Origin of the sequence: Fusobacterium mortiferum ATCC 9817 (genome assembly GCF_000158195.2) — a bacterium.
Taxonomy (GTDB): Bacteria; Fusobacteriota; Fusobacteriia; order Fusobacteriales; family Fusobacteriaceae; genus Fusobacterium_A; species Fusobacterium_A mortiferum.
In genome coordinates, this window is the sequence record NZ_GL987994.1 from 636680 (window position 1) to 655525 (window position 18846).

At 30.9% G+C, this 18846-nt stretch carries 15 protein-coding genes and 2 riboswitches; of the genes, 5 read left to right on the forward strand and 10 right to left on the reverse strand.

Annotated elements, in window-relative coordinates; translation table 11 throughout:
- Nucleotides 1-134 precede the first annotated feature (134 nt).
- Nucleotides 135-419 (reverse strand): cysteine-rich small domain-containing protein, encoded by a 285-nt coding sequence (locus tag FMAG_RS12620; protein ID WP_005887269.1) that lies wholly within the window; start codon nt 417-419, stop codon nt 135-137.
- A gap of 152 nt (nt 420-571) precedes the next feature.
- On the opposite strand from FMAG_RS12620, the gene hflX reads away from it, so the two are divergent.
- Nucleotides 572-2362: a GTPase HflX gene (gene hflX, locus FMAG_RS12625; RefSeq protein ID WP_005887272.1), complete on the forward strand. Its 1791-nt coding sequence runs from the start codon at nt 572-574 to the stop codon at nt 2360-2362.
- Nucleotides 2363-2366: 4 nt separating this feature from the next.
- Nucleotides 2367-3713, forward strand: a complete 1347-nt coding sequence (locus FMAG_RS12630; protein ID WP_005887275.1) for an MATE family efflux transporter — start codon at nt 2367-2369, stop codon at nt 3711-3713.
- Here FMAG_RS12630 and FMAG_RS12635 read toward each other — a convergent pair.
- Nucleotides 3710-4345, reverse strand: coding sequence for a hypothetical protein (locus tag FMAG_RS12635; protein WP_005887278.1), 636 nt, complete (start codon nt 4343-4345; stop codon nt 3710-3712). The two genes, FMAG_RS12630 and FMAG_RS12635, sit on opposite strands and share 4 nt — an antisense overlap.
- Nucleotides 4346-4359: 14 nt before the next feature.
- Nucleotides 4360-4761 carry a GrdX family protein gene (locus FMAG_RS12640; RefSeq protein WP_005887281.1) on the reverse strand — a complete coding sequence of 134 codons (402 nt, stop codon included), beginning with the start codon at nt 4759-4761 and terminating at the stop codon, nt 4360-4362.
- Between the two features lie 233 nt (nt 4762-4994).
- Between FMAG_RS12640 and FMAG_RS14185 the strand changes: the two genes are divergently transcribed.
- From FMAG_RS14185 to carB, 3 genes are read left to right on the forward strand one after another with little or no spacing between them, the layout of a single operon-like run.
- On the forward strand, nt 4995-5129 hold the full coding sequence (locus tag FMAG_RS14185) for a hypothetical protein (protein ID WP_005887284.1): 135 nt from the start codon (nt 4995-4997) through the stop codon (nt 5127-5129).
- Nucleotides 5130-5184: 55 nt separating this feature from the next.
- Nucleotides 5185-6240, forward strand: coding sequence for a carbamoyl phosphate synthase small subunit (locus FMAG_RS12645; protein ID WP_005887286.1), 1056 nt, complete (start codon nt 5185-5187; stop codon nt 6238-6240).
- Nucleotides 6241-6292: 52 nt separating this feature from the next.
- Complete coding sequence (gene carB / locus FMAG_RS12650) at nt 6293-9499, forward strand: carbamoyl-phosphate synthase large subunit (protein WP_005887288.1); 3207 nt, start codon at nt 6293-6295, stop codon at nt 9497-9499.
- A gap of 352 nt (nt 9500-9851) precedes the next feature.
- On the opposite strand, the gene FMAG_RS12655 is transcribed toward carB, so the two are convergent.
- The 7 genes from FMAG_RS12655 to mgtA all read right to left on the reverse strand — a co-directional run bounded on the left by FMAG_RS12655 (nt 9852) and on the right by mgtA (nt 18426).
- A complete protein-coding gene (locus tag FMAG_RS12655; RefSeq protein WP_005887290.1) occupies nt 9852-10775 on the reverse strand; it encodes a carbon-nitrogen hydrolase family protein in 924 nt (307 codons plus the stop codon).
- A gap of 26 nt (nt 10776-10801) precedes the next feature.
- Entirely contained in the window at nt 10802-11638 is an 837-nt protein-coding gene (locus FMAG_RS12660) for a WYL domain-containing protein (RefSeq protein ID WP_005887292.1), read from the reverse strand.
- 84 nt (nt 11639-11722) lie between these two features.
- Nucleotides 11723-12901 carry a M20 family metallopeptidase gene (locus FMAG_RS12665; protein WP_005887294.1) on the reverse strand — a complete coding sequence of 393 codons (1179 nt, stop codon included), beginning with the start codon at nt 12899-12901 and terminating at the stop codon, nt 11723-11725.
- A gap of 34 nt (nt 12902-12935) precedes the next feature.
- Nucleotides 12936-13748, reverse strand: a complete 813-nt coding sequence (locus FMAG_RS12670) for a MetQ/NlpA family ABC transporter substrate-binding protein (RefSeq protein ID WP_005887296.1) — start codon at nt 13746-13748, stop codon at nt 12936-12938.
- Nucleotides 13749-13768: 20 nt separating this feature from the next.
- Nucleotides 13769-14449, reverse strand: coding sequence for a methionine ABC transporter permease (locus FMAG_RS12675; RefSeq protein WP_005887298.1), 681 nt, complete (start codon nt 14447-14449; stop codon nt 13769-13771).
- The gene (locus FMAG_RS12680) at nt 14430-15464 is read right to left on the reverse strand and encodes a methionine ABC transporter ATP-binding protein (protein ID WP_005887300.1); all 1035 of its coding nucleotides are present in this window, start codon (nt 15462-15464) and stop codon (nt 14430-14432) included. Before FMAG_RS12680 ends, FMAG_RS12675 begins: the two co-directional genes overlap by 20 nt.
- 76 nt (nt 15465-15540) lie before the next feature.
- A riboswitch (SAM riboswitch) is annotated at nt 15541-15628 on the reverse strand.
- Nucleotides 15629-15684: 56 nt separating this feature from the next.
- Nucleotides 15685-18426: a magnesium-translocating P-type ATPase gene (mgtA, locus tag FMAG_RS12685; protein ID WP_005887303.1), complete on the reverse strand. Its 2742-nt coding sequence runs from the start codon at nt 18424-18426 to the stop codon at nt 15685-15687.
- 252 nt (nt 18427-18678) lie between these two features.
- Nucleotides 18679-18840: riboswitch (M-box (ykoK) riboswitch) on the reverse strand.
- Nucleotides 18841-18846 lie beyond the last annotated feature (6 nt).

The window sequence follows — 18846 nt, forward strand, 5'->3', positions numbered from 1 at the left end:
TTATGTTTTTTAGCACTCGTTTTTACCGACTTACTCTAATATTCTTTTCAATCTCCATAATTCTTAAAGCTATTTCTTTTTCAACTTCTTGAAATAAGGAACAACTCTTAGTTTTTTCACTATTTAGATAATTTCTATTTCTCCTCTTTTTTAGCAAGATGCTCCTGTTGAACTATCTCAATCACTTCTAACATCTTCTTTTGAATATGAGCATATCCTACCTCTTTTATATGTGGTAAAATACAATTTGAACAATCTTTTATTCCATGAGGAGTATATTTAAAATTTCCACCACACTTATCCCCTAGCATATATAGAGGACAATAGCAAAACATACAGTTAAAATCCTCTAATTTTTCCATTTGATGACAAGGGAAAAATTCACACTCTTTATGATGTATAAATTTATAATTATTCATAGTCTTCCTCCTTAAATTATTTCTATATAATTAAGTATACTTTTTTTCTATCTACTTAGCAAGTTTATATTATATATCCATTTGAAAATATATATATATTTTTAAAATTTATGGTATAATATGGAAAGAGATTAGAAAATGGAGTTGATATTATGATAAGAGGGAATACAGAGGGAATAAAGGATTATATACTTAAAGAATTGGACTCTCTCTATGAGATAAATGTAGAAAAAAATAAACTTATTGAGCCAGAGATGTTGATGCTCATAGCTCAAATAAGTAACAAAATAAATAGAGAGATAAATATAGCAATAGATAGAAGAGGAAATGTTACAGAGATTTCAATAGGAGATAGTAGCAGTGTACAGCTTCCTATTATGGATATACAGGAGAGAAGACTTTCTGGAGTGAGAGTTATACATACACACCCTAGTGGAAGTTCAAATCTATCTAACATAGATATATCTGCACTTATAAAATTAAAACTAGATTGTATAGCAGCAATAGGAATAACTGAAGACAAAATTACAGGAGTAACTTTAGGATTTTGTAATGTAGAGAATAATGAGTTAACACATGAGGTAGTAGGGCCACTTAGTATAGAAGAAGCAGTAAACTATCCTATGATAAATAAATTTGATGAGATAGAATCTCTTTTGAGAAAGAGAGATATAGTGGAGAATGATACTGAGTATGCTGTTCTTGTGGGAATAGATACACAGGAGAGCTTAGATGAGCTAGCAGAGTTAGCTAGAGCTTGTAATGTTCAAGTAGTAGGGACATTTATGCAAAAGAAAAATAGAGTGGATTCATGTTTTTTTATAGGTACAGGAAAGGCTCAAGAGTTGGCAGTATACAAGCAATTAAAAAGAGCAAATCTGATAATTTTTGATGAAGAGTTAACAGGTATGCAGGTAAAAAATCTTGAGATGATAACAAGTTGTAAAGTCATTGATAGAACTACTCTTATATTGGAGATATTTGCTAGAAGAGCTAGAACTAGAGAGGCAAAAATTCAAGTAGAGTTAGCACAATTAAAATATAGAAGTACTAGACTCCTTGGACTTGGAAGCACAATGTCAAGAACAGGGGGAGGAGTAGGAACCAAAGGACCTGGAGAGAAAAAACTTGAGATAGATAAAAGAAGAATAAGAGAAACTATCTATGACTTGAAGCAAGAGTTAGAAAAGATAAGAAAAACTAGAGTTACTCAAAGGGAGAAGAGAGAGGAATCTGGTATTCCTAAAATATCTTTAGTAGGGTATACAAACGTAGGAAAATCAACTTTGAGAAACCTTTTAGTAGATATGTTCCCAGCAGATAATACTTCTAAAAAAGAGGCTGTTTTTGCTGAAAATATGCTATTTGCCACTTTAGATATTACAACTAGAGCTATAACTTTACCAGATAAGAGAGTTGCTTCTCTTACAGATACAGTAGGATTTGTAAGAAAACTTCCACATGATTTAGTAGAAGCTTTTAAGTCTACTTTAGAGGAGGTAAGCTTTTCAGATTTGATTATCCATGTAGTAGATGCCTCTAGTGATACTGCTATCGAACAGATAATAGCTGTTGAAAAGGTATTAACAGAGTTAGATGCTATGGATAAGCCAATGTTTTTAGCTCTAAATAAGTGTGACAAAGCTACTGAAGAGCAACTTAATACTATAAAAGAGAAGTTCCCAGCTTATAAAACTATTGAGATAAGTGCAAAATCTCAAATGAATATAGATGGATTCTTAGAGATGATGGTGGAATCTCTACCTCAAACAACAAGAATATGTACATATCTAATCCCTTACAGTGACTCATCTATGGGAGCTTACCTACATAGAAATGCTATAATCCAAAGTGAAGAGTATGAGGGAGAGGGATTAAAAATATCTGCTGTGGTAAATAATGAGGTATACAACAAATGTAAAAAATATTTAATAGGGGAATGATAGTATGAAAAAAACTATTGGAGAGATTTTAAAATTAGCTCTACCTGCTGTGGGAGAGATGATACTCTATATGATGATATGGGTATTTGACACTATAATGGTGGGAAGACACAGTGGGCAACTTGGAGTTTCTGCAGTAGGACTTAGTTCAGAGGTAATATATACTTTTTTTAATATATTGGTGGCTATGGGGATTTCTATCTCCGTTACCTCTATTGTATCTCGTTCTTTAGGAGCAAAAAATATAGATAAGGCTAGCGAGGTATCAAATATTGCTATAAAGATAGGGATTTTTCTAGGTGTAGTTTTAAGTGCCATATATTTTATATTTGCTGAAAATATCTTAAAAATAGCAGGGGCTAGTGATGACGTTATCAGCTTAGGAAAGGTGTATCTAAAGATTTGTTCCTTTGGAATAATCTTTAATATGCTCACTAATATTTTCAATGGAATATATAGAGGATGTAAAAATACTAGAACTCCACTCTATGGAGCTGCTATTATGAATATTGTTAATGTGTCATTAGATTATATTCTTATCTTTGGTAAATTTGGAGCTCCAGAACTAGGAGTAAAGGGAGCTGCTATTGCAACAGTAGCAGGTATAATTTGTGCCTTTATCTTCTCTTTTTCACAATTGAAGAGATTACCTTTTAAGATACAGCTAAATAGAAAAATCGTGATGAAAGATTTTAAAGAGTTAGTTTATTTGGCTATCCCATCAGCTTGTCAAGAGGGGGCTTTCAGTATCAATAGACTTATCAATGTATCTATAATAATGGGGCTAGGAAGTCTTGCCTTTGCAGCAAACCAGATTACGATAACTATTGAGAGTATAAGTTTTATGCCAGGTTGGGGATTTGCTGTGGCTCTTACTACACTAGCTGGACACTCAGTGGGAGAGAGAAATTTTGAAAAAGCAAAGAAATATATCTATTACACAGTAACTCTCTCTATAATAACAATGGGATTTACAGCTATTATATTTTTTCTATTTCCTAATGAGCTAATCTCACTATTTATAAAAGAGAGTGAAAAAGAGGTAATAACATTGGGGGCTATGTGTCTGACATTAGCAGCAATAGAGCAAGTACCTATGGCAATAGCTATGGTTATTGAAGGGGCTATGAAAGGAATGGGAGATACTAAGACACCATTTAAAGTAGTATTATTTACTAACTGGATAATAAGGTTACCACTTATATACTATTTCCTTTACCTTCAAAGATATCCAGTGACTACATTTTGGAAAGTGACAGCTCTTCAATGGAGTATAGAGGCAATAATTATAGTTTTTGTATTTGAAAGAAAATGGAAAAAATATTATAGAACAAAAAAAACTACAACTTAGTAGTTGTAGTAGTAGTCAATGCCAAGAGCTTTTATTTGAGAAAGTAAAAGCTCTTTTTCTTTTTTTAGATTAAAGATAAAAGGAGCATTAATAGAAGCAGATGCTTTGATAAATACTAATGTATCAATGCTTCTTGGCTCAATAAATAGAGCTTGAGAATTAATGATACTATTGATATTTAATTTTGTCGTTCTGCTCTCTCTTAAAATTATATTGTAACTGAAAATATTGGAGTATTTATTATGAAACTCACTCCAATTATCAATTCCTTTAATATCAAAAACAATCTTCTCTTTATCCAAATTCAATTCATCAACTATTTTATCAATAGAGTGAAAAAATGATTTTATATCTTTTATATAATTTAGTCTAAGGGTATAAAATAAATAATTATTAGAAAAATTTTTCTCAATGCTATGAGTATAGGCTTTTTTTAGAAGTTGAAGAGTAAAATTTTCAAAAATACCCATATCATATGCCAATTGATACATATACTCTTTGTCGTTAAATCCTAATTTAGAAAAATCTTTTATAATTCTATAACCTAGAATAGAATTATCTCTGAAAGAAAAAATAGGGACAAAATTAAATTCAAGGTTATTAACAATCCTCTCAAAATATTTTAAACTCATATCTCACCCCAAGATTAAAAGTTATCAAGTCTTTTTATAAATTCAGTAAGAATATTTAAATCAATAAATCTATATTTTTCTAGCTCTGCCTCTTCAGTATCTGATATAATTTTTCTAAAAGGTAATTTTTTAGCTATTTTAATAGCTGAATCTATCATTTTCTTTTGAGAATCATCTCTTATTAAAATCTCTCCTAAAAAGTCAGCCTTAGATATAGCAACAGATTTATAAGGGTTATCTAAATTATCAAGTGTGCTAAGAATAGGGTCAGATAGTAAAATGTGACCAGCATAAATTTTCTCCCTGATAATTTCTAATAAATCTATTAAATCTTTTTTTTGATAAAAAAGTACCTCATTAGTTTCTTTGTAAAAATTGTAAACCTTGCTATTATTTGTAATTATAATGTATTCCATAAAACAACCTCCTGTTATTTTATTAGCACATAAACTATATTTCGTCAAGTAGTTAATAAAAAAAATATAAATATAGTCATAGTACAAAAAATATGGTATACTGTATAAAATGTTCTATTCTATATATTAAAAAAAATTTAAAAATTTAAATGTAAAAAAATGTTGACAGAATTTAAAAAAATAGTTATAATTACTTTTAGTAAAAAAAAAGGTAAAAGATGGAGGGAGTAGAGATGAGAAATATATTATTTAATAAAAAGCTAAGATTTAATATTTTTCTTGTTGATATTTCATCTTATTTTTCTTTTAAAGATATATTTATTTTAAAATTTATTAATTTTTATTTTAGAAATGATATGACTTTTTAGTTATATCATTTTTTTTGGGAAAAAATTTTAGTATTAGAATTTATAGGAGGTTAAAGTGAGAGGAAAACTTATTCTTGAAAATGGTATGAGTTTTGAAGGAAAAATTTTTGGTGAGTTAGGAGAGTGTACTGGAGAATTAGTATTCAATACAGGAATGACTGGTTATCAAGAACTTTTAACTGACCCATCATACTGTGGGCAAATTGTAGTAATGACATACCCAATGATAGGAAACTATGGAATCAACTTAGAGGATATGGAGTCTAGTAAAATTCATTTAAAAGGGTTTGTAATTAAAGAAGATGCTAAACTTCCTAATAACTTCAGATGTGAAATGACATTAGATGGATTTTTAAGACAAAACAGTGTAGTAGCATTTAAAGGTGTAGATACAAGACAACTTACAAAAATAATCAGAGAAGAGGGAGCAATGAGAGCTATAATCACTGCTGAAGACTTAACTGAGAAAGAGATTTGGGAGCGTTTCAATGCATATAGTAATAAAGATGCTGTAAGCCAAGTAAGTACAAAAGAGATATATGAGATTCCTGGAGAGGGAAAAAGAATAGGAGTAATGGACTTTGGAATAAAAAGAAATATCCTAAGAAGCTTCTCAAAAAGAGGTTGCCATTTAGTAGTTTTCCCTTGGAATACAACAGCTGAAGAGATAATGAAATATGATTTAGATGGATTATTCCTATCTAATGGACCTGGAGACCCAGCTGATTTAACTGGTGTAATAGAAGAGATTAAGAAAATGGTAGGAAAACTTCCAATAGTTGCTATCTGCTTAGGACATCAATTATTATCTTGGGCATTAGGTGGAACTACTACTAAATTAAAATATGGACATAGAGGATGTAACCACCCAGTTAAAGATTTAATAAAAAATAAAATTTTTATAACTTCTCAAAACCACGGATATGTAGTGGATAGAGTACCTGAGGCTATGGAAGTAACTCATATTAACTTAAACGATAACTCTATCGAAGGAATGAGAAGTAAAGATTTAAGAATTATGTGTGTACAATATCACCCAGAGGCTTGGCCAGGACCATCAGACTCTGACTATCTATTTGATGATTTCTTAGATGTTATAGAAGGAAAATAATTCTTAAGATTTAATTAGTGTATTTTAAAGGAAAATTTTTGGGAGGATATAAATGTTAGATAAATCTATAAAGAAAACACTTGTTATAGGTTCAGGACCAATAATCATAGGACAAGCAGCAGAGTTTGACTATTCTGGAACACAAGCTTGTGAAACATTAAAAAAAGAGGGAATAGAAGTTGTATTAATCAACTCTAACCCAGCAACAATAATGACAGATAAAGCAGTAGCTGACAGAATATATATCGAGCCAATCACAGTTGAGTTCGTAGAAAAAGTAATAGCTAAAGAGAGACCTGACTCAATACTTGCTGGAATGGGAGGACAAACAGCTCTTAATATGGCAGTTGAGTTAGCAGAGAAAGGTATCTTAGATAAATATGGTGTAAAAGTAATCGGAACTCCTATTGAATCTATTAAAAGAGGAGAGGATAGAGAGTTATTTAGAGAGGCTATGGAAAAAATCGGAGAGCCTATCATCAAAAGTAAAATTGTTGAAAGCTTAGAAGAGGGATTCAAAGTAGCTAACGAAATAGGATACCCAGTAGTTGTAAGACCAGCTTATACACTTGGAGGAACAGGTGGAGGATTTGCTAACAATGACGCTGAATTAGAAGATATTCTTTCAAAAGGTTTAGCACTATCAAGAGTTGGACAAGTTCTAATTGAAAAATCAATCCTTGGATGGAAAGAGATAGAGTATGAAGTAATAAGAGATGCTAATGGAAATGCTATAACAGTATGTAATATGGAAAATATTGACCCAGTTGGAATACATACAGGAGACTCAATAGTAGTTGCTCCATCACAAACTCTATCAGATAGAGAGTATCAAATGTTAAGAACTTCAGCTCTTAAAATAGTAAATGAGATAGGAGTAGTAGGAGGATGTAACGTTCAATTCGCTCTACACCCAAAATCATTTGAGTATGCTATTATAGAGATTAACCCAAGAGTATCAAGATCATCTGCACTAGCTTCTAAAGCAACAGGATATCCAATAGCTAGAGTTGCTACTAGATTATCATTAGGATACCTATTAGATGAAGTTAAAAACGAAGTAACTGGAAAAACATTTGCTTGTTTTGAACCAGCTCTTGACTATATAGTTGTAAAAATCCCTAAATGGCCATTTGATAAATTCAAAAAAGCAAACAAAAGACTTGGAACTAAGATGATGGCTACTGGAGAGGTAATGGCTATTGGAAATAACTTTGAAGCTGCTTTCCAAAAAGGATTACGTTCTCTAGAAATAGGAAGATTTAGCTTTGAGCACCCAGTTGTTAAGAAGATGACAATAGAAGAATTAAAAGCTGCTGTTGTAAAACCAGATGATGAAAGAATTTTCGTAGTTGCTGAGATGTTAAGAAGAGGATACATCAAAGAAAGACTTCAAAAATTAACTGGTATAGATAAATTCTTTATGGAAAAAATCGAATGGATAGTTAAACAAGAAGAGTTATTAAAGAAAATGAAATTTAAAGATTTAGATGAGCACTATCTAAGAAATCTTAAGAAAAAAGGATTCTCTGATAAAGGAATTGCTAGCTTAATGGGAATTTCTGAAAGAGATATCGAAAGAAAGAGAAAAGCTTACAATATAATCCCAACTTATAAAATGGTTGATACTTGTGCTGGAGAGTTTGCTGCAGACTCATCTTACTTCTACTCTACTTATGACCAATTTGATGAAGTAGTAGTAAGCAATAACAGAAAAGTAGTAGTTATAGGTTCAGGACCAATCAGAATAGGACAAGGAATAGAGTTTGACTACTGTACAGTACATGCTGTAAAAACTTTAAAGAAATTAGGAATTGAAAGTATAATTATCAATAACAATCCAGAAACAGTTTCAACTGACTTCTCAACTGCTGATAAACTATACTTTGAGCCATTAGTAACAGAGGATATTATGGCTATCCTAGAAAAAGAGAAGCCAGAGGGAGTAATTCTTCAATTCGGAGGACAAACAGCTATAAAACTTGCTAATGATTTAAGTGATAGAGGAATAAAAATCATAGGAACAAGTGCTGATAAGATAGACGAAGCTGAAGATAGAGAGAGATTTGAAGAGATGATGGAAGAGCTTAACATCAACAGACCAAAAGGAAGAGGAGTTTGGGATGTAGCTCATGGAATAGAGATAGCTAATGAGATAGGATATCCTGTACTTGTAAGACCTTCATATGTACTTGGAGGACAAGGAATGGAAATCTGTCACGATGAGTATAACTTAGTAAAATACTTAGAAGCTTCATTTGAAAGAGATTCTGCTAACCCAGTATTAATAGATAAATACTTAAACGGAATAGAATTAGAAGTAGATGCTATCTGTGATGGAGAAGATGTATTAATTCCTGGAGTAATGGAACATTTAGAGAGAGCTGGAGTTCACTCTGGAGACTCTATAACTATCTACCCTCAACAAAATCTATATGAAGGAACAGAAGAAGAGTTATTAGAAATAACTAAGAAAATGGCTAAAGCTCTTGAAGTAAAAGGTATGATGAATATTCAATTTATCGCTTACCAAAATAAATTATATGTAATTGAAGTAAACCCAAGATCTTCAAGAACAGTTCCATATATCTCTAAAGTATCTGGAGTACCAGCTATTGAAATAGCTACAAGAGTTGCTCTAGGAGAGAAATTAAAAGACTTAGGATATGGAACAGGAATCTATAAAAAACCAAATGTAGTTGCTGTAAAAGTACCAGTATTCTCTACTGAAAAATTATCAAGTGTTGAAGTATCATTAGGACCAGAAATGAGATCAACAGGAGAGGTTTTAGGAGTAGGAAATAATGTAGATGAGGCAATCTTCAAAGGATTATTAGGAGCTAAGAGAGTTCACCTAATCCAAGATAGAAAAATCCTAGTAACTATCAGAGATAAAGATAAAGAGGAATTCTTACCAATAGCTAAGAGCTTAGTAAAACATGGTTCTACTCTATTTGCAACTAAAGGAACTCAAAAATTCCTAGCAGAAAATGGTGTTGAGTCTACTCTAGTAAATAGAATAGGAGAAGAGTCACCTAATATCAACGACGTATTAAAAAATAGAGAGGTTGACTTATTAATCAATACTCCTACTAAAGCTAACGACGCTCAAAGAGATGGATTCAAAATGAGAAGAACAGCTATTGAGTATGGTGTAGATGTACTTACTTCATTAGATACTATCAACGCAATCTTAAGAATGCAAGATAGCCATATTGATGAGAGCAAGTTAGATGTATTTGATGTAAGTAAAATCTAATTTTTCATTAATAATATAGAATAAAAATTTTCGAGGGGCTAAAACCCCTCGAATTTTATTTTCTAGTTACTACTCAGCTATTTATGATTTAAAAAGAAAACTAAGAATTGTTTCATATTCCAAGAAGTTGATTAACTATGAGCTTATCTCACTAAAAATGCAAGGGTTAAGTCTTCGACTTATTGCATTTTTTAGTGTTCGATTTCACTGAGTTAATCTAACTTCTCTTCATAAATTATACAATTCTTTGAGTTTTCTTAAATTAATTTACTGGCTGAGTAGTTACATTTTCTAATATTAGTAATTGAGCAATTCTAGAAATTCATACTACTAAAATTTTAGTAGTATGGATTTACTTATCATCAACCTTTAATTGTAAAACATCAGGTCTAGAGTAGTGACCACAAACATCAAACTCCATTCTACTCATAGGAACTTTATTCATATCTAACTCTGCATAGATAATCTCTTCTCTATCCCAGACAGGTTCAGTTTCATAGTGTCCATAAGGGTCAACTATACAGCTTCCACCTCTACAAACTATATTATCCAATCTATCTATCTCCTCTTTAGAAAGTAAATCTTTAGGATAATCATCTTTAGTAAAATACATATCACAGTTGATAAAGTAGCAGTGTCCTTCGATAGCAATATGTTTTATTGTATCTTGCCACTCTTTATTATCATTTGTATTAGGAGAGATATAGATAGTGATACCTTTTTCATAAAGAGCAACTCTAGCAAGAGGCATATAGCTTTCCCAACAGATTAAACTTCCAATGTTACCCCAAGGTGTATCACATACAGGGAAATAGTACTTGTTGGCATCTCCCCATACCACTCTTTCACTTCCAGTAGGTTTTAATTTTCTATGAACTGACACAATCTCCCCTTCTGGAGAAAATATAATATTACTATTATATAAAGTAGCAGTTTCTAAATCTCTTTCTGACACTCCAATACTCACATAGACTTTATATTTTTTTACAACCTCAGCAATAGCATCTGTTTCTTTTCCAGGAATAACTATTGAGTTATCATAGTATCTTTTCCAATCCACTCTTCCCAACTCTTTTCTACTTCCAACAGTAAAACCAAATGTCATTCCATAGGGATATCCAGGGATAAAAAGTTCAGGAAAAACTATAAGTTCACTTCCTTTACTAGCACTTTCCTCTATATAATCTATAACTTTTTTCACACACTCATCTTTGTTGAAAAGTATAGGTGCTGCCTGTACAACTGCAATTTTACATTTTTCTTTTAACTCTTTCATATTAAACCTCCACTTTAATATATTATCTAATCCCCATATTTTTCTAGTGCTAACTTATATTTTTGTATAAACCACTCCTTTAGAGAGAGAGGCTCTAGTATTTTTACATCATCTAAAAAATATGCAAAATATCTTTTAGCTTGCTCTTCAGAACACCTAAATTCATAGATATCTCCATTTTGAGAGATAGTCTCTGGACGGTTGAGTGCAAGGGTAGAGAGAAGTTTTTGTCCCTCCTCTGTCAAAGAAACTTTTATTTTCTTTCCTTGAGATAAAAAAGGGTCAAAGTTTTTTATTACATTTTCAATAAAATCTTTATTTTCCCACTCTTTTTCCTCTTGAGTTATAAAAATAGTTTTGATATTACTAAGCTTATAGTTTTTATATCTCATCTCAAGAAAGTCATAACAAAAGATATAGTTTCCCAATTCTAGCTTAGAGCTGCCAATATAAAAAGGGAGAATAGAAGTTTTTCTCTCATCATCAAAGGTAAGCTTTAGAACTCTTTTATTTTTAATTCCATATTTTATACGATTTACAATATCCTCATAGAGAAACAACTCTCTAGAACTTTTAGATTGATGAGTATATCTATATATCATTTTTCTTATAAAGTCAGCCTCTATCTGAATTTTTTGCTCAGCTAAAATATCATAATAAATATTTCTATTGTTTTTATTAAGATTGAATTGAATAATCCCTTTATTATCCTCTTCACTATAAATGTTTTCAATTCTTTCTTCTTTCAATTTGTCAAAGATATAATTTATAAGAAAGTTTTTAGTAACTTTAAAACTCTGACAATCAGCCTCAATAATATCAATAGCACATTTATTAAGTGTTACACGAATTTTTTTTTCCATTATATAATCCTTTCAAAAAATATAGAGGAGTTTCCTCCTCTATATTGTAACATATTTAAATAGTTTTCAGCTATCTTTTTCTATCTACTGATTTCTTATATTTTTAAATTGAGATTTTATTAAATTTAATTTTTCAGGAGAAGTAAGTAGTTCATATCCTAAAATGGCTAAGGCTTTTCCTCCTAAGATTACAGCTTCATTCCCACAAGATGATTTAGCAGCTTCAGCAAATTCCAAACTATGCCCTGCAACATCAGAGTTACAAATTTTTATACTAGGTTGAATAGTTGGAATAACTTGGCTAACATTTCCAACATCAGTAGAACCAATTCCTTTTTTATGTTCTTTACTAACTTCTACTCCTAATCTTTTCATAACATCAACATAAAAATCATCAAATATAGGAGTAGGTATTACATTATCAACTTTGTTTTGAAAACTTGAAACTTTCTCTTTACAACCTGTCATAGTAGCTGCACCTTTAGCTATTGCAACTACTTTTTCAGTCACTTCATCACAACCTTCTTTAGTAGCTGCTCTTATATAAAAACGAGCTTTTGTATAGCTTGGAATAATATTAGGAGCATCTCCACCATGAGTTATGATACCATGTATTTTTATATCAGGAGTAAGATGTTGTCTTAAAGTAGCTATTCCATTGAAAAAGTGTAAAAGAGCATCTAAAGCATTCTTTCCTTTTTCAGGACAACCTGAAGCATGAGCTGGAGTTCCAAAGAACTCAAAGTCTAAAGGATTTACAGCTAAACTTTTTCCAGTTGTTAAGTTCTCTGTACCTGGATGTATAATCATAGCTACATCAATATCTTTAAAAAGGTTTTCCCTAACAAAAGAACCTTTAGCACTTCCATTTTCTCCTCCCTCTTCAGCAGGGCAACCAAAAACAATAATTTCTCCGGGAGTGTTTTTTAAAGTTTCTCCTAGAGCAATAGCTCCAGCTATACTAATACTTCCTATTATATTGTGCCCACAAGCATGCCCTAAGTTTGGAAGAGCATCATATTCAGCTAAAAAACTTATCTTAGGATAAGCTCCAAGAGAAGATTTTTTTCTAGCTATAAATCCTGTTGGATGACCAGCTATATTTTTTTCTATTTCAAAACCATACTCTTTTAAAGTGTTTGTAAGTAATTCACAAGCAAAATACTCTTTATTTCCAACTTCTGGATTTTTATGAATCTGTTGGCTCACTTCTATAAATTTTTCTCTATTTAAATCAATAAAATCTATAATTTTTCTTTCCATAAATATCACTCCTATTAGTTAACTATTATATTTTTTAGAATACAGGAACAGATGAACCTTTGTAATATTCGATTATTAAATCTTTTATTTTTTGTGATTGATAAACTTCTACTACTCTTTTTACAAGAGGATTATCTTTGTTGTCTTCTCTACTAGCAATAATATTAAAGTAAGGTTTTAACTTTTCATTTTTAGCATCTTCCAAAAATAATGAGTCTTCTAATGGAGAATAATTAGCTTCTACAGCAACTCCATTATTTATAACAGCTATATCCACATCATCAATAGATCTAGGGATTTGAGTTGCTACAAGTTCAACAATTTTTAAATTCTTAGGATTAGATATTATATCTTTAATTCTAGGAAACAATCCTGACCCTTCTGCTAATTTTATAAGTCCTGCTTCTTGAAGTAGGATTAAGGCTCTTCCAGAGTTAGAGCTATCATTGGGTATAGCAACAGTTGAATTATCCTTTAGTTGTGATAAATCTGTAATTTTTTTAGAGTATATTCCCATAGGGGCTATCACAGTATAAGCTATATTTTCAATAGTTAAATTATGTTCTTTCTTAAAAGTATCAAAGTATATCTCTGTTTGAAAAGCATTTAAATCTATCTCTTTTTCTTGAAGAGCTAAGTTTGGTCTAATATAATCTCCAAAACTAACAAATTTCAAAGTTATGTTTTCCTTTTTTAATTCATCTCTCACTGTTTCCCAAACAATACTTTCATCTCCATTGATTCCTAGTTTAATTATATTTTCTTGAGAAGTTTTTTCACCACCACAGTTAACAAAAAGTAGTGTTAGAATTGATGTAATAATGATATATTTTAATTTTTTTAACATAGTATCTCTCCTTTTATATTTTAGTGTTTAATTTTTTGAATAAGTTTTTCCCCTACCCATTGTATAGTAGTAATCATAAGAATTAAGATTATAATAGTTACTACCATAATATCTGTTTTAAAATGTTGATATCCATATCTGATGGCAAAATCTCCAAGTCCTCCACCACCAACTGTACCAGCTACTGCAGAAAAACTAATAAGACTAACTGTTGTAATAATTAGAGCATATATGATTTCTGGTAGAGCTTCTCTTAGAAGAACCCTATAGATTATTTCAAATGGAGAGGAACCCATAGCATAAGCTGCTTCAATTACTCCAGAATCTACACTAGATAGAGCTGATTCAATCTGTCTAGCTATAAATGGAGCTGACCCAAAGATTAAAGGAACAATCGCTCCCTTTAGTCCTATTGTAGTTCCTACTATAAATCTAGTTACTGGGATTAAAGCTGCTAATAGAATAACAAAGGGAATAGACCTTAATATATTTATTATTCTAGCTAAAGTTGTATTTATAAAGGTATTTTCTAAAATACCATTTTTTTTAGTAACAGCTAGGGCTATTCCTAAAATTATACCAATGAGAGTGGAAATTATACCAGCTATAAATACCATTATAATTGTTTCTCCAAGTGCTGTATAAAGTTCTTCACGATAGTATATTACATTTTCTAAATATTTATATGCAAATTCCAACATTTTTTAAAACCTCCGTATCTATATTGTTTTGGTTTAAGTAGTTTATAGCATTTGAAACCTTTTCTTCACTTCCTTCAAATTTAACAATGAGATTTCCAATAGATGTTCCTTTAATAATTTCAATATTACCAAAAAGAATACTAGCATCTATATCCAATTCCCTAGAAATTTTTGAAATATAAGCTTCCTCAGCATTTTCACCTATATATGATAGCTTTATAAAATGCTCATCAGGTTTTGAGGGTAGATTTTCAAGATATTCAGATATTTTTTTACTATTAAATATTGTAGAAAGAAATTTTTTTGTAATGTCAGCTTTTGGTCTTGAAAATACTTCTACAATATCTCCTTGTTCCTTAATTTCTCCATCTTCCATAACTATAACTCTATCACATATTTCTTTTATTACCTCCATTTGATGTGTTATTAGGATAATTGTAACTCCTAATTCTTGATTAACTTTTTTTAGAAGCTTCAGAATAGAAATTGTAGTTTCAGGGTCTAGAGCAGAAGTAGCTTCATCACACAGAATTATATCTGGTTTATTAGCAAGAGCTCTTGCTATACCTACTCTCTGTTTTTGTCCTCCAGATAGTTGAGATGGATAATTCTCCTTTTTCTCTTTTAAGTTAACTAGTTCAAGTAACTCCTCTACTCTTAAATCTATCTCCTTTTTAGATAAGTTACTTCCCTTTAATGGATAGGAGATATTTTTAGAGATGGTTCTACTTTTCATTAGATTAAAGTGTTGAAATATCATTCCTATTTTTTTTCTAATTTCTCGAAGTTCTTTATCATTTAGAGTATTTAGTGTGACTCCATTAATGATAACTTCTCCAGTAGTGGGTGGTTCTAAGAGATTTATACATCTGAGTAGTGTACTTTTACCTGCTCCAGAGTATCCTATAATCCCTACGATTTCCCCAGGATTAAAAGAGAGATTGATATTTTTCAATGCCTCTACTTTTTTTCCATTGTCATAGTAAGTCTTGCTGATGTTCTTTAGTTCAATCATAAAATCCTCCCTAGAAAAAAATTATAAAAAAAACTCTATTACCATCAAGTAATAGAGTTGGATACAAAATTAGTATCTTCCATCTGTCTGGAATTAGCACCACATCTATAAGATAGGTTGCTGAAACGTCATAGAGCCAGTCTCTCGGTTTCTCTTGATGGTTTGTTTTTTGTTGTTGGGGTAATTATATACCTGAGAATACTATTTTGTCAATATTTTTTTATAATAATTCTCTATATTTTTTGATATACTGTTTTTTAACTAGTGTAACTAGTAGCATATATCCTACTATTGTTAGGATTAAGAAGAACCAATAGATAAGTGGTAATTGAGTTAATCCTAATAGATTTCCTAAAGGAGTATATGGAATTATTGAAACAATTAAAATTCCTAACATTGTAAGTACAGTTACAGGTAAAGAAGTTATACTTTGAATAAAAGGAATTTTTGGAGTTCTTATCATATGGATAACTAGAGTTTGCGACCACATAGATTCAATAAACCAACCTGTTTGGAACATAGCTTCATAAGCTGCTCTCAATGTTTCTTGCTCAACTGGGATAGAGTTGTATAGCACTCCATTCGATACAAACATAGGACAGATTACAAAATACATCAATAAGTATGTAGTTATATCAAATATAGAACTAGTAGGTCCTATCCATAACATAAATTTTCCAATAGAGCTTGCTTCCCATTTTCTAGGAATTTTTAAAAACTCTTTATCTACATTATCCCAAGGGATAGCAGTACAAGATAGGTCATAGATTAGATTTAATAGAATTAAGTGTATGCTCATCATTGGTAAAAATGGTAAGAAAGCACTAGCAGCTAATACTGAAAACATATTACCAAAGTTAGATGAAGCAGTCATCTTAATATACTTAATCATATTAGCATAAGTTTTACGTCCCTCTATAATTCCCTCTTCTAATACCATTAAATCTTTTTCAAGTAAGATTATATCAGCAGATTCCTTAGCTATATCCACAGCTGTATCAACAGATATTCCTATATCTGCCTCTTTCATAGCAGCAGCATCATTTATTCCATCTCCCATAAATCCAACTGTATGTCCATTCTCTTTTAAGATTTGAACAATTCTAGTTTTTTGCATAGGAGATAGTTTTGCAAAGATATCTACCTTTTCAATAACAGTTGAAAGTTCTTCATCACTCATATTATCTATATCTGAGCCAAGTAAAATATTTTTACTATTAAGTCCAACTTTTCCACAAATACTTTTAGTAACTTTATCATTATCTCCAGTTAGAACCTTAGTTCTTACACCATACTCTTTTAGAGCAGCAATAGCCTTAGCAGTTGTAGGTTTAGGTGGGTCTAAGAAAGCAAGATATCCCATAAGTACCATATCTACTTCATCTTTTACTCCAAAACTATCCACAGGAGATGGATTAGTTTTTTGAGCAAGAGCAATAACACGAAGTCCGTCTTCATTGAATTTTTCAACAGTTTTTAAAACTTCCTCTTTTATCTCATCAGTAAGTAAAACTATCTCACCTTTAAACTCTGTATATTTACAAATAGATAACATCTCTTCAACAGCACCTTTAGTTATCATCTGTCTTTTTCCTGATTTATCTTCTACCACTACAGTCATACGACGACGAGAAAAGTCAAAAGGAATCTCATCAACTTTTGTATATATCTTTTCTAATTCTAAAAGAGAACTATCCTTTTCTCCTTCTTCATGAGTTTTTTCAATGATAGATAAATCTAATAGATTTTTTAATCCTGTTTGAAACCAGCTATTTAAAAAAGCATGACGCAATACTCTATTATTTTCATTTCCATGTACGTCCATATGATACTCTAGAACTACCTTGTCTAAAGTGATAGTTCCTGTCTTATCTGTACAAAGGATATCCATTGAACCAAAGTTTTGAATAGAATTAAGATTTTTAACAATAGTTTTCTTTTTAGCCATAGATACAGCACCTTTAGCTAGACAAGTTGTAACTATCATAGGTAACATCTCTGGAGTAAGTCCTACAGCTATTGAGATGGCAAATAGTAGAGCTTGTACCCAGCTTCCTTTTGTAAATCCATTTACAAAGAATACAATAGGAACCATTACCATCATAAAACGGATAAGCAACCATGAAACAGAATTGACACCTTTTTCGAAACTAGATTCAATTTTTTCATCTGATACTAAAGTTTTAGATATAGAACCAAGAAGTGTATTATCTCCAGTAGAGATAACAACTCCAATAGCTGAGCCACTGATAACATTGCTTCCCATAAAAGCTATGTTATTTAACTCTGTTACAGCAAGTTTATCATCTAGTATAATTTGAGCTTTTTTCTCTACTGGCTCACTCTCACCTGTTAGAGAAGATTGGCTGATAAAGAAGTCTTTACACTCAATTATTCTTAAATCAGCAGGGATAATATCCCCAGCAGCAAGATAAACTATATCTCCGATTACTACATCTTCTAAAGGAATCTCCTTTTTATTTTCTCCAAATCTTTTAACTGAAGTAGTAGTAGTTATCATAGCAGATAAGCTTTCAGCAGCATTATTACTTTTTTCCTCTTGAATAAAACGTAATAATCCAGAGATAGTAACCATAGTAGTGATAATGATTACTGTAATAGGAGAAAAATCTTCTGGAGTGTTGCTGTACCAAGGAATAATCATATCAGTAACAGTAGATACAAGAGCTAGACAGAAAAGTACAGCTGTAAAAGGATTTACAAAAGCCTCTACTATTTTTTTGAAGAAAGATTTTTTCTTTCCATGAGTTATTATATTCTTTCCAAATATATCTAAGCTTTTTTCAGCTTGTTCCTTAGTAACTCCCTCTAAAGATGTATCTAATTTTTTTAGTAACTCCTCTGTTCCTAGAGAAGAGTACACTCTTATTTTTTTGTTTTCTTCATCTTTTAGATTTCTTGAGTTGATTTCGGTTTTATTAATGTTTTTAAATTTTTTCATTGCTATCCTCCTTAATTTTAAAATATCTTTAAATCTTAAACAGGGTAGCATATATTTAAAAGAACAAGGGCGAACTTAAAAACAGACATAGAAAAAGATGTCTGATAAATATTGAACTTTTAAATACATACTACTGCCACTATTTTCTACGTCCATTTTGCACCTCCTAAAAAATCAAGAAAATAAAAAACTCCATACCAATTCAAACAGTGGTATGGAGTAATATCCAAATAAATATAAAAAATAAAAAACTATTTTTTACCACCGTTTGAGCTTTAACTCTGTAGGGCGGTGAAGTTACATTAGATAACACCTTGGTTTCGATGTTGCCTGTTCAAACCAGCGCATAGTGTCTCCACTATTTTGCGGCAGTAACCCATATCCCTATAGTAGCCTTACTTACCGGAACTATTAAGTTGT

Bases quoted from the DNA above. Each gene is read 5' to 3' on its own strand.
- FMAG_RS12675 (WP_005887298.1), bottom strand. From the start codon at position 14,449: ATGTTGGAATTTGCATATAAATATTTAGAAAATGTAATATACTATCGT.
- hflX (WP_005887272.1), top strand. From the start codon at position 572: ATGATAAGAGGGAATACAGAGGGAATAAAGGATTATATACTTAAAGAA.
- FMAG_RS14185 (WP_005887284.1), top strand. From the start codon at position 4,995: ATGAGAAATATATTATTTAATAAAAAGCTAAGATTTAATATTTTTCTT.
- carB (WP_005887288.1), top strand. From the start codon at position 6,293: ATGTTAGATAAATCTATAAAGAAAACACTTGTTATAGGTTCAGGACCA.
- FMAG_RS12635 (WP_005887278.1), bottom strand. From the start codon at position 4,345: ATGAGTTTAAAATATTTTGAGAGGATTGTTAATAACCTTGAATTTAAT.
- FMAG_RS12640 (WP_005887281.1), bottom strand. From the start codon at position 4,761: ATGGAATACATTATAATTACAAATAATAGCAAGGTTTACAATTTTTAC.
- FMAG_RS12660 (WP_005887292.1), bottom strand. From the start codon at position 11,638: ATGGAAAAAAAAATTCGTGTAACACTTAATAAATGTGCTATTGATATT.
- FMAG_RS12620 (WP_005887269.1), bottom strand. From the start codon at position 419: ATGAATAATTATAAATTTATACATCATAAAGAGTGTGAATTTTTCCCT.
- FMAG_RS12630 (WP_005887275.1), top strand. From the start codon at position 2,367: ATGAAAAAAACTATTGGAGAGATTTTAAAATTAGCTCTACCTGCTGTG.
- FMAG_RS12665 (WP_005887294.1), bottom strand. From the start codon at position 12,901: ATGGAAAGAAAAATTATAGATTTTATTGATTTAAATAGAGAAAAATTT.
- FMAG_RS12655 (WP_005887290.1), bottom strand. From the start codon at position 10,775: ATGAAAGAGTTAAAAGAAAAATGTAAAATTGCAGTTGTACAGGCAGCA.
- FMAG_RS12670 (WP_005887296.1), bottom strand. From the start codon at position 13,748: ATGTTAAAAAAATTAAAATATATCATTATTACATCAATTCTAACACTA.
- mgtA (WP_005887303.1), bottom strand. From the start codon at position 18,426: ATGAAAAAATTTAAAAACATTAATAAAACCGAAATCAACTCAAGAAAT.
- FMAG_RS12680 (WP_005887300.1), bottom strand. From the start codon at position 15,464: ATGATTGAACTAAAGAACATCAGCAAGACTTACTATGACAATGGAAAA.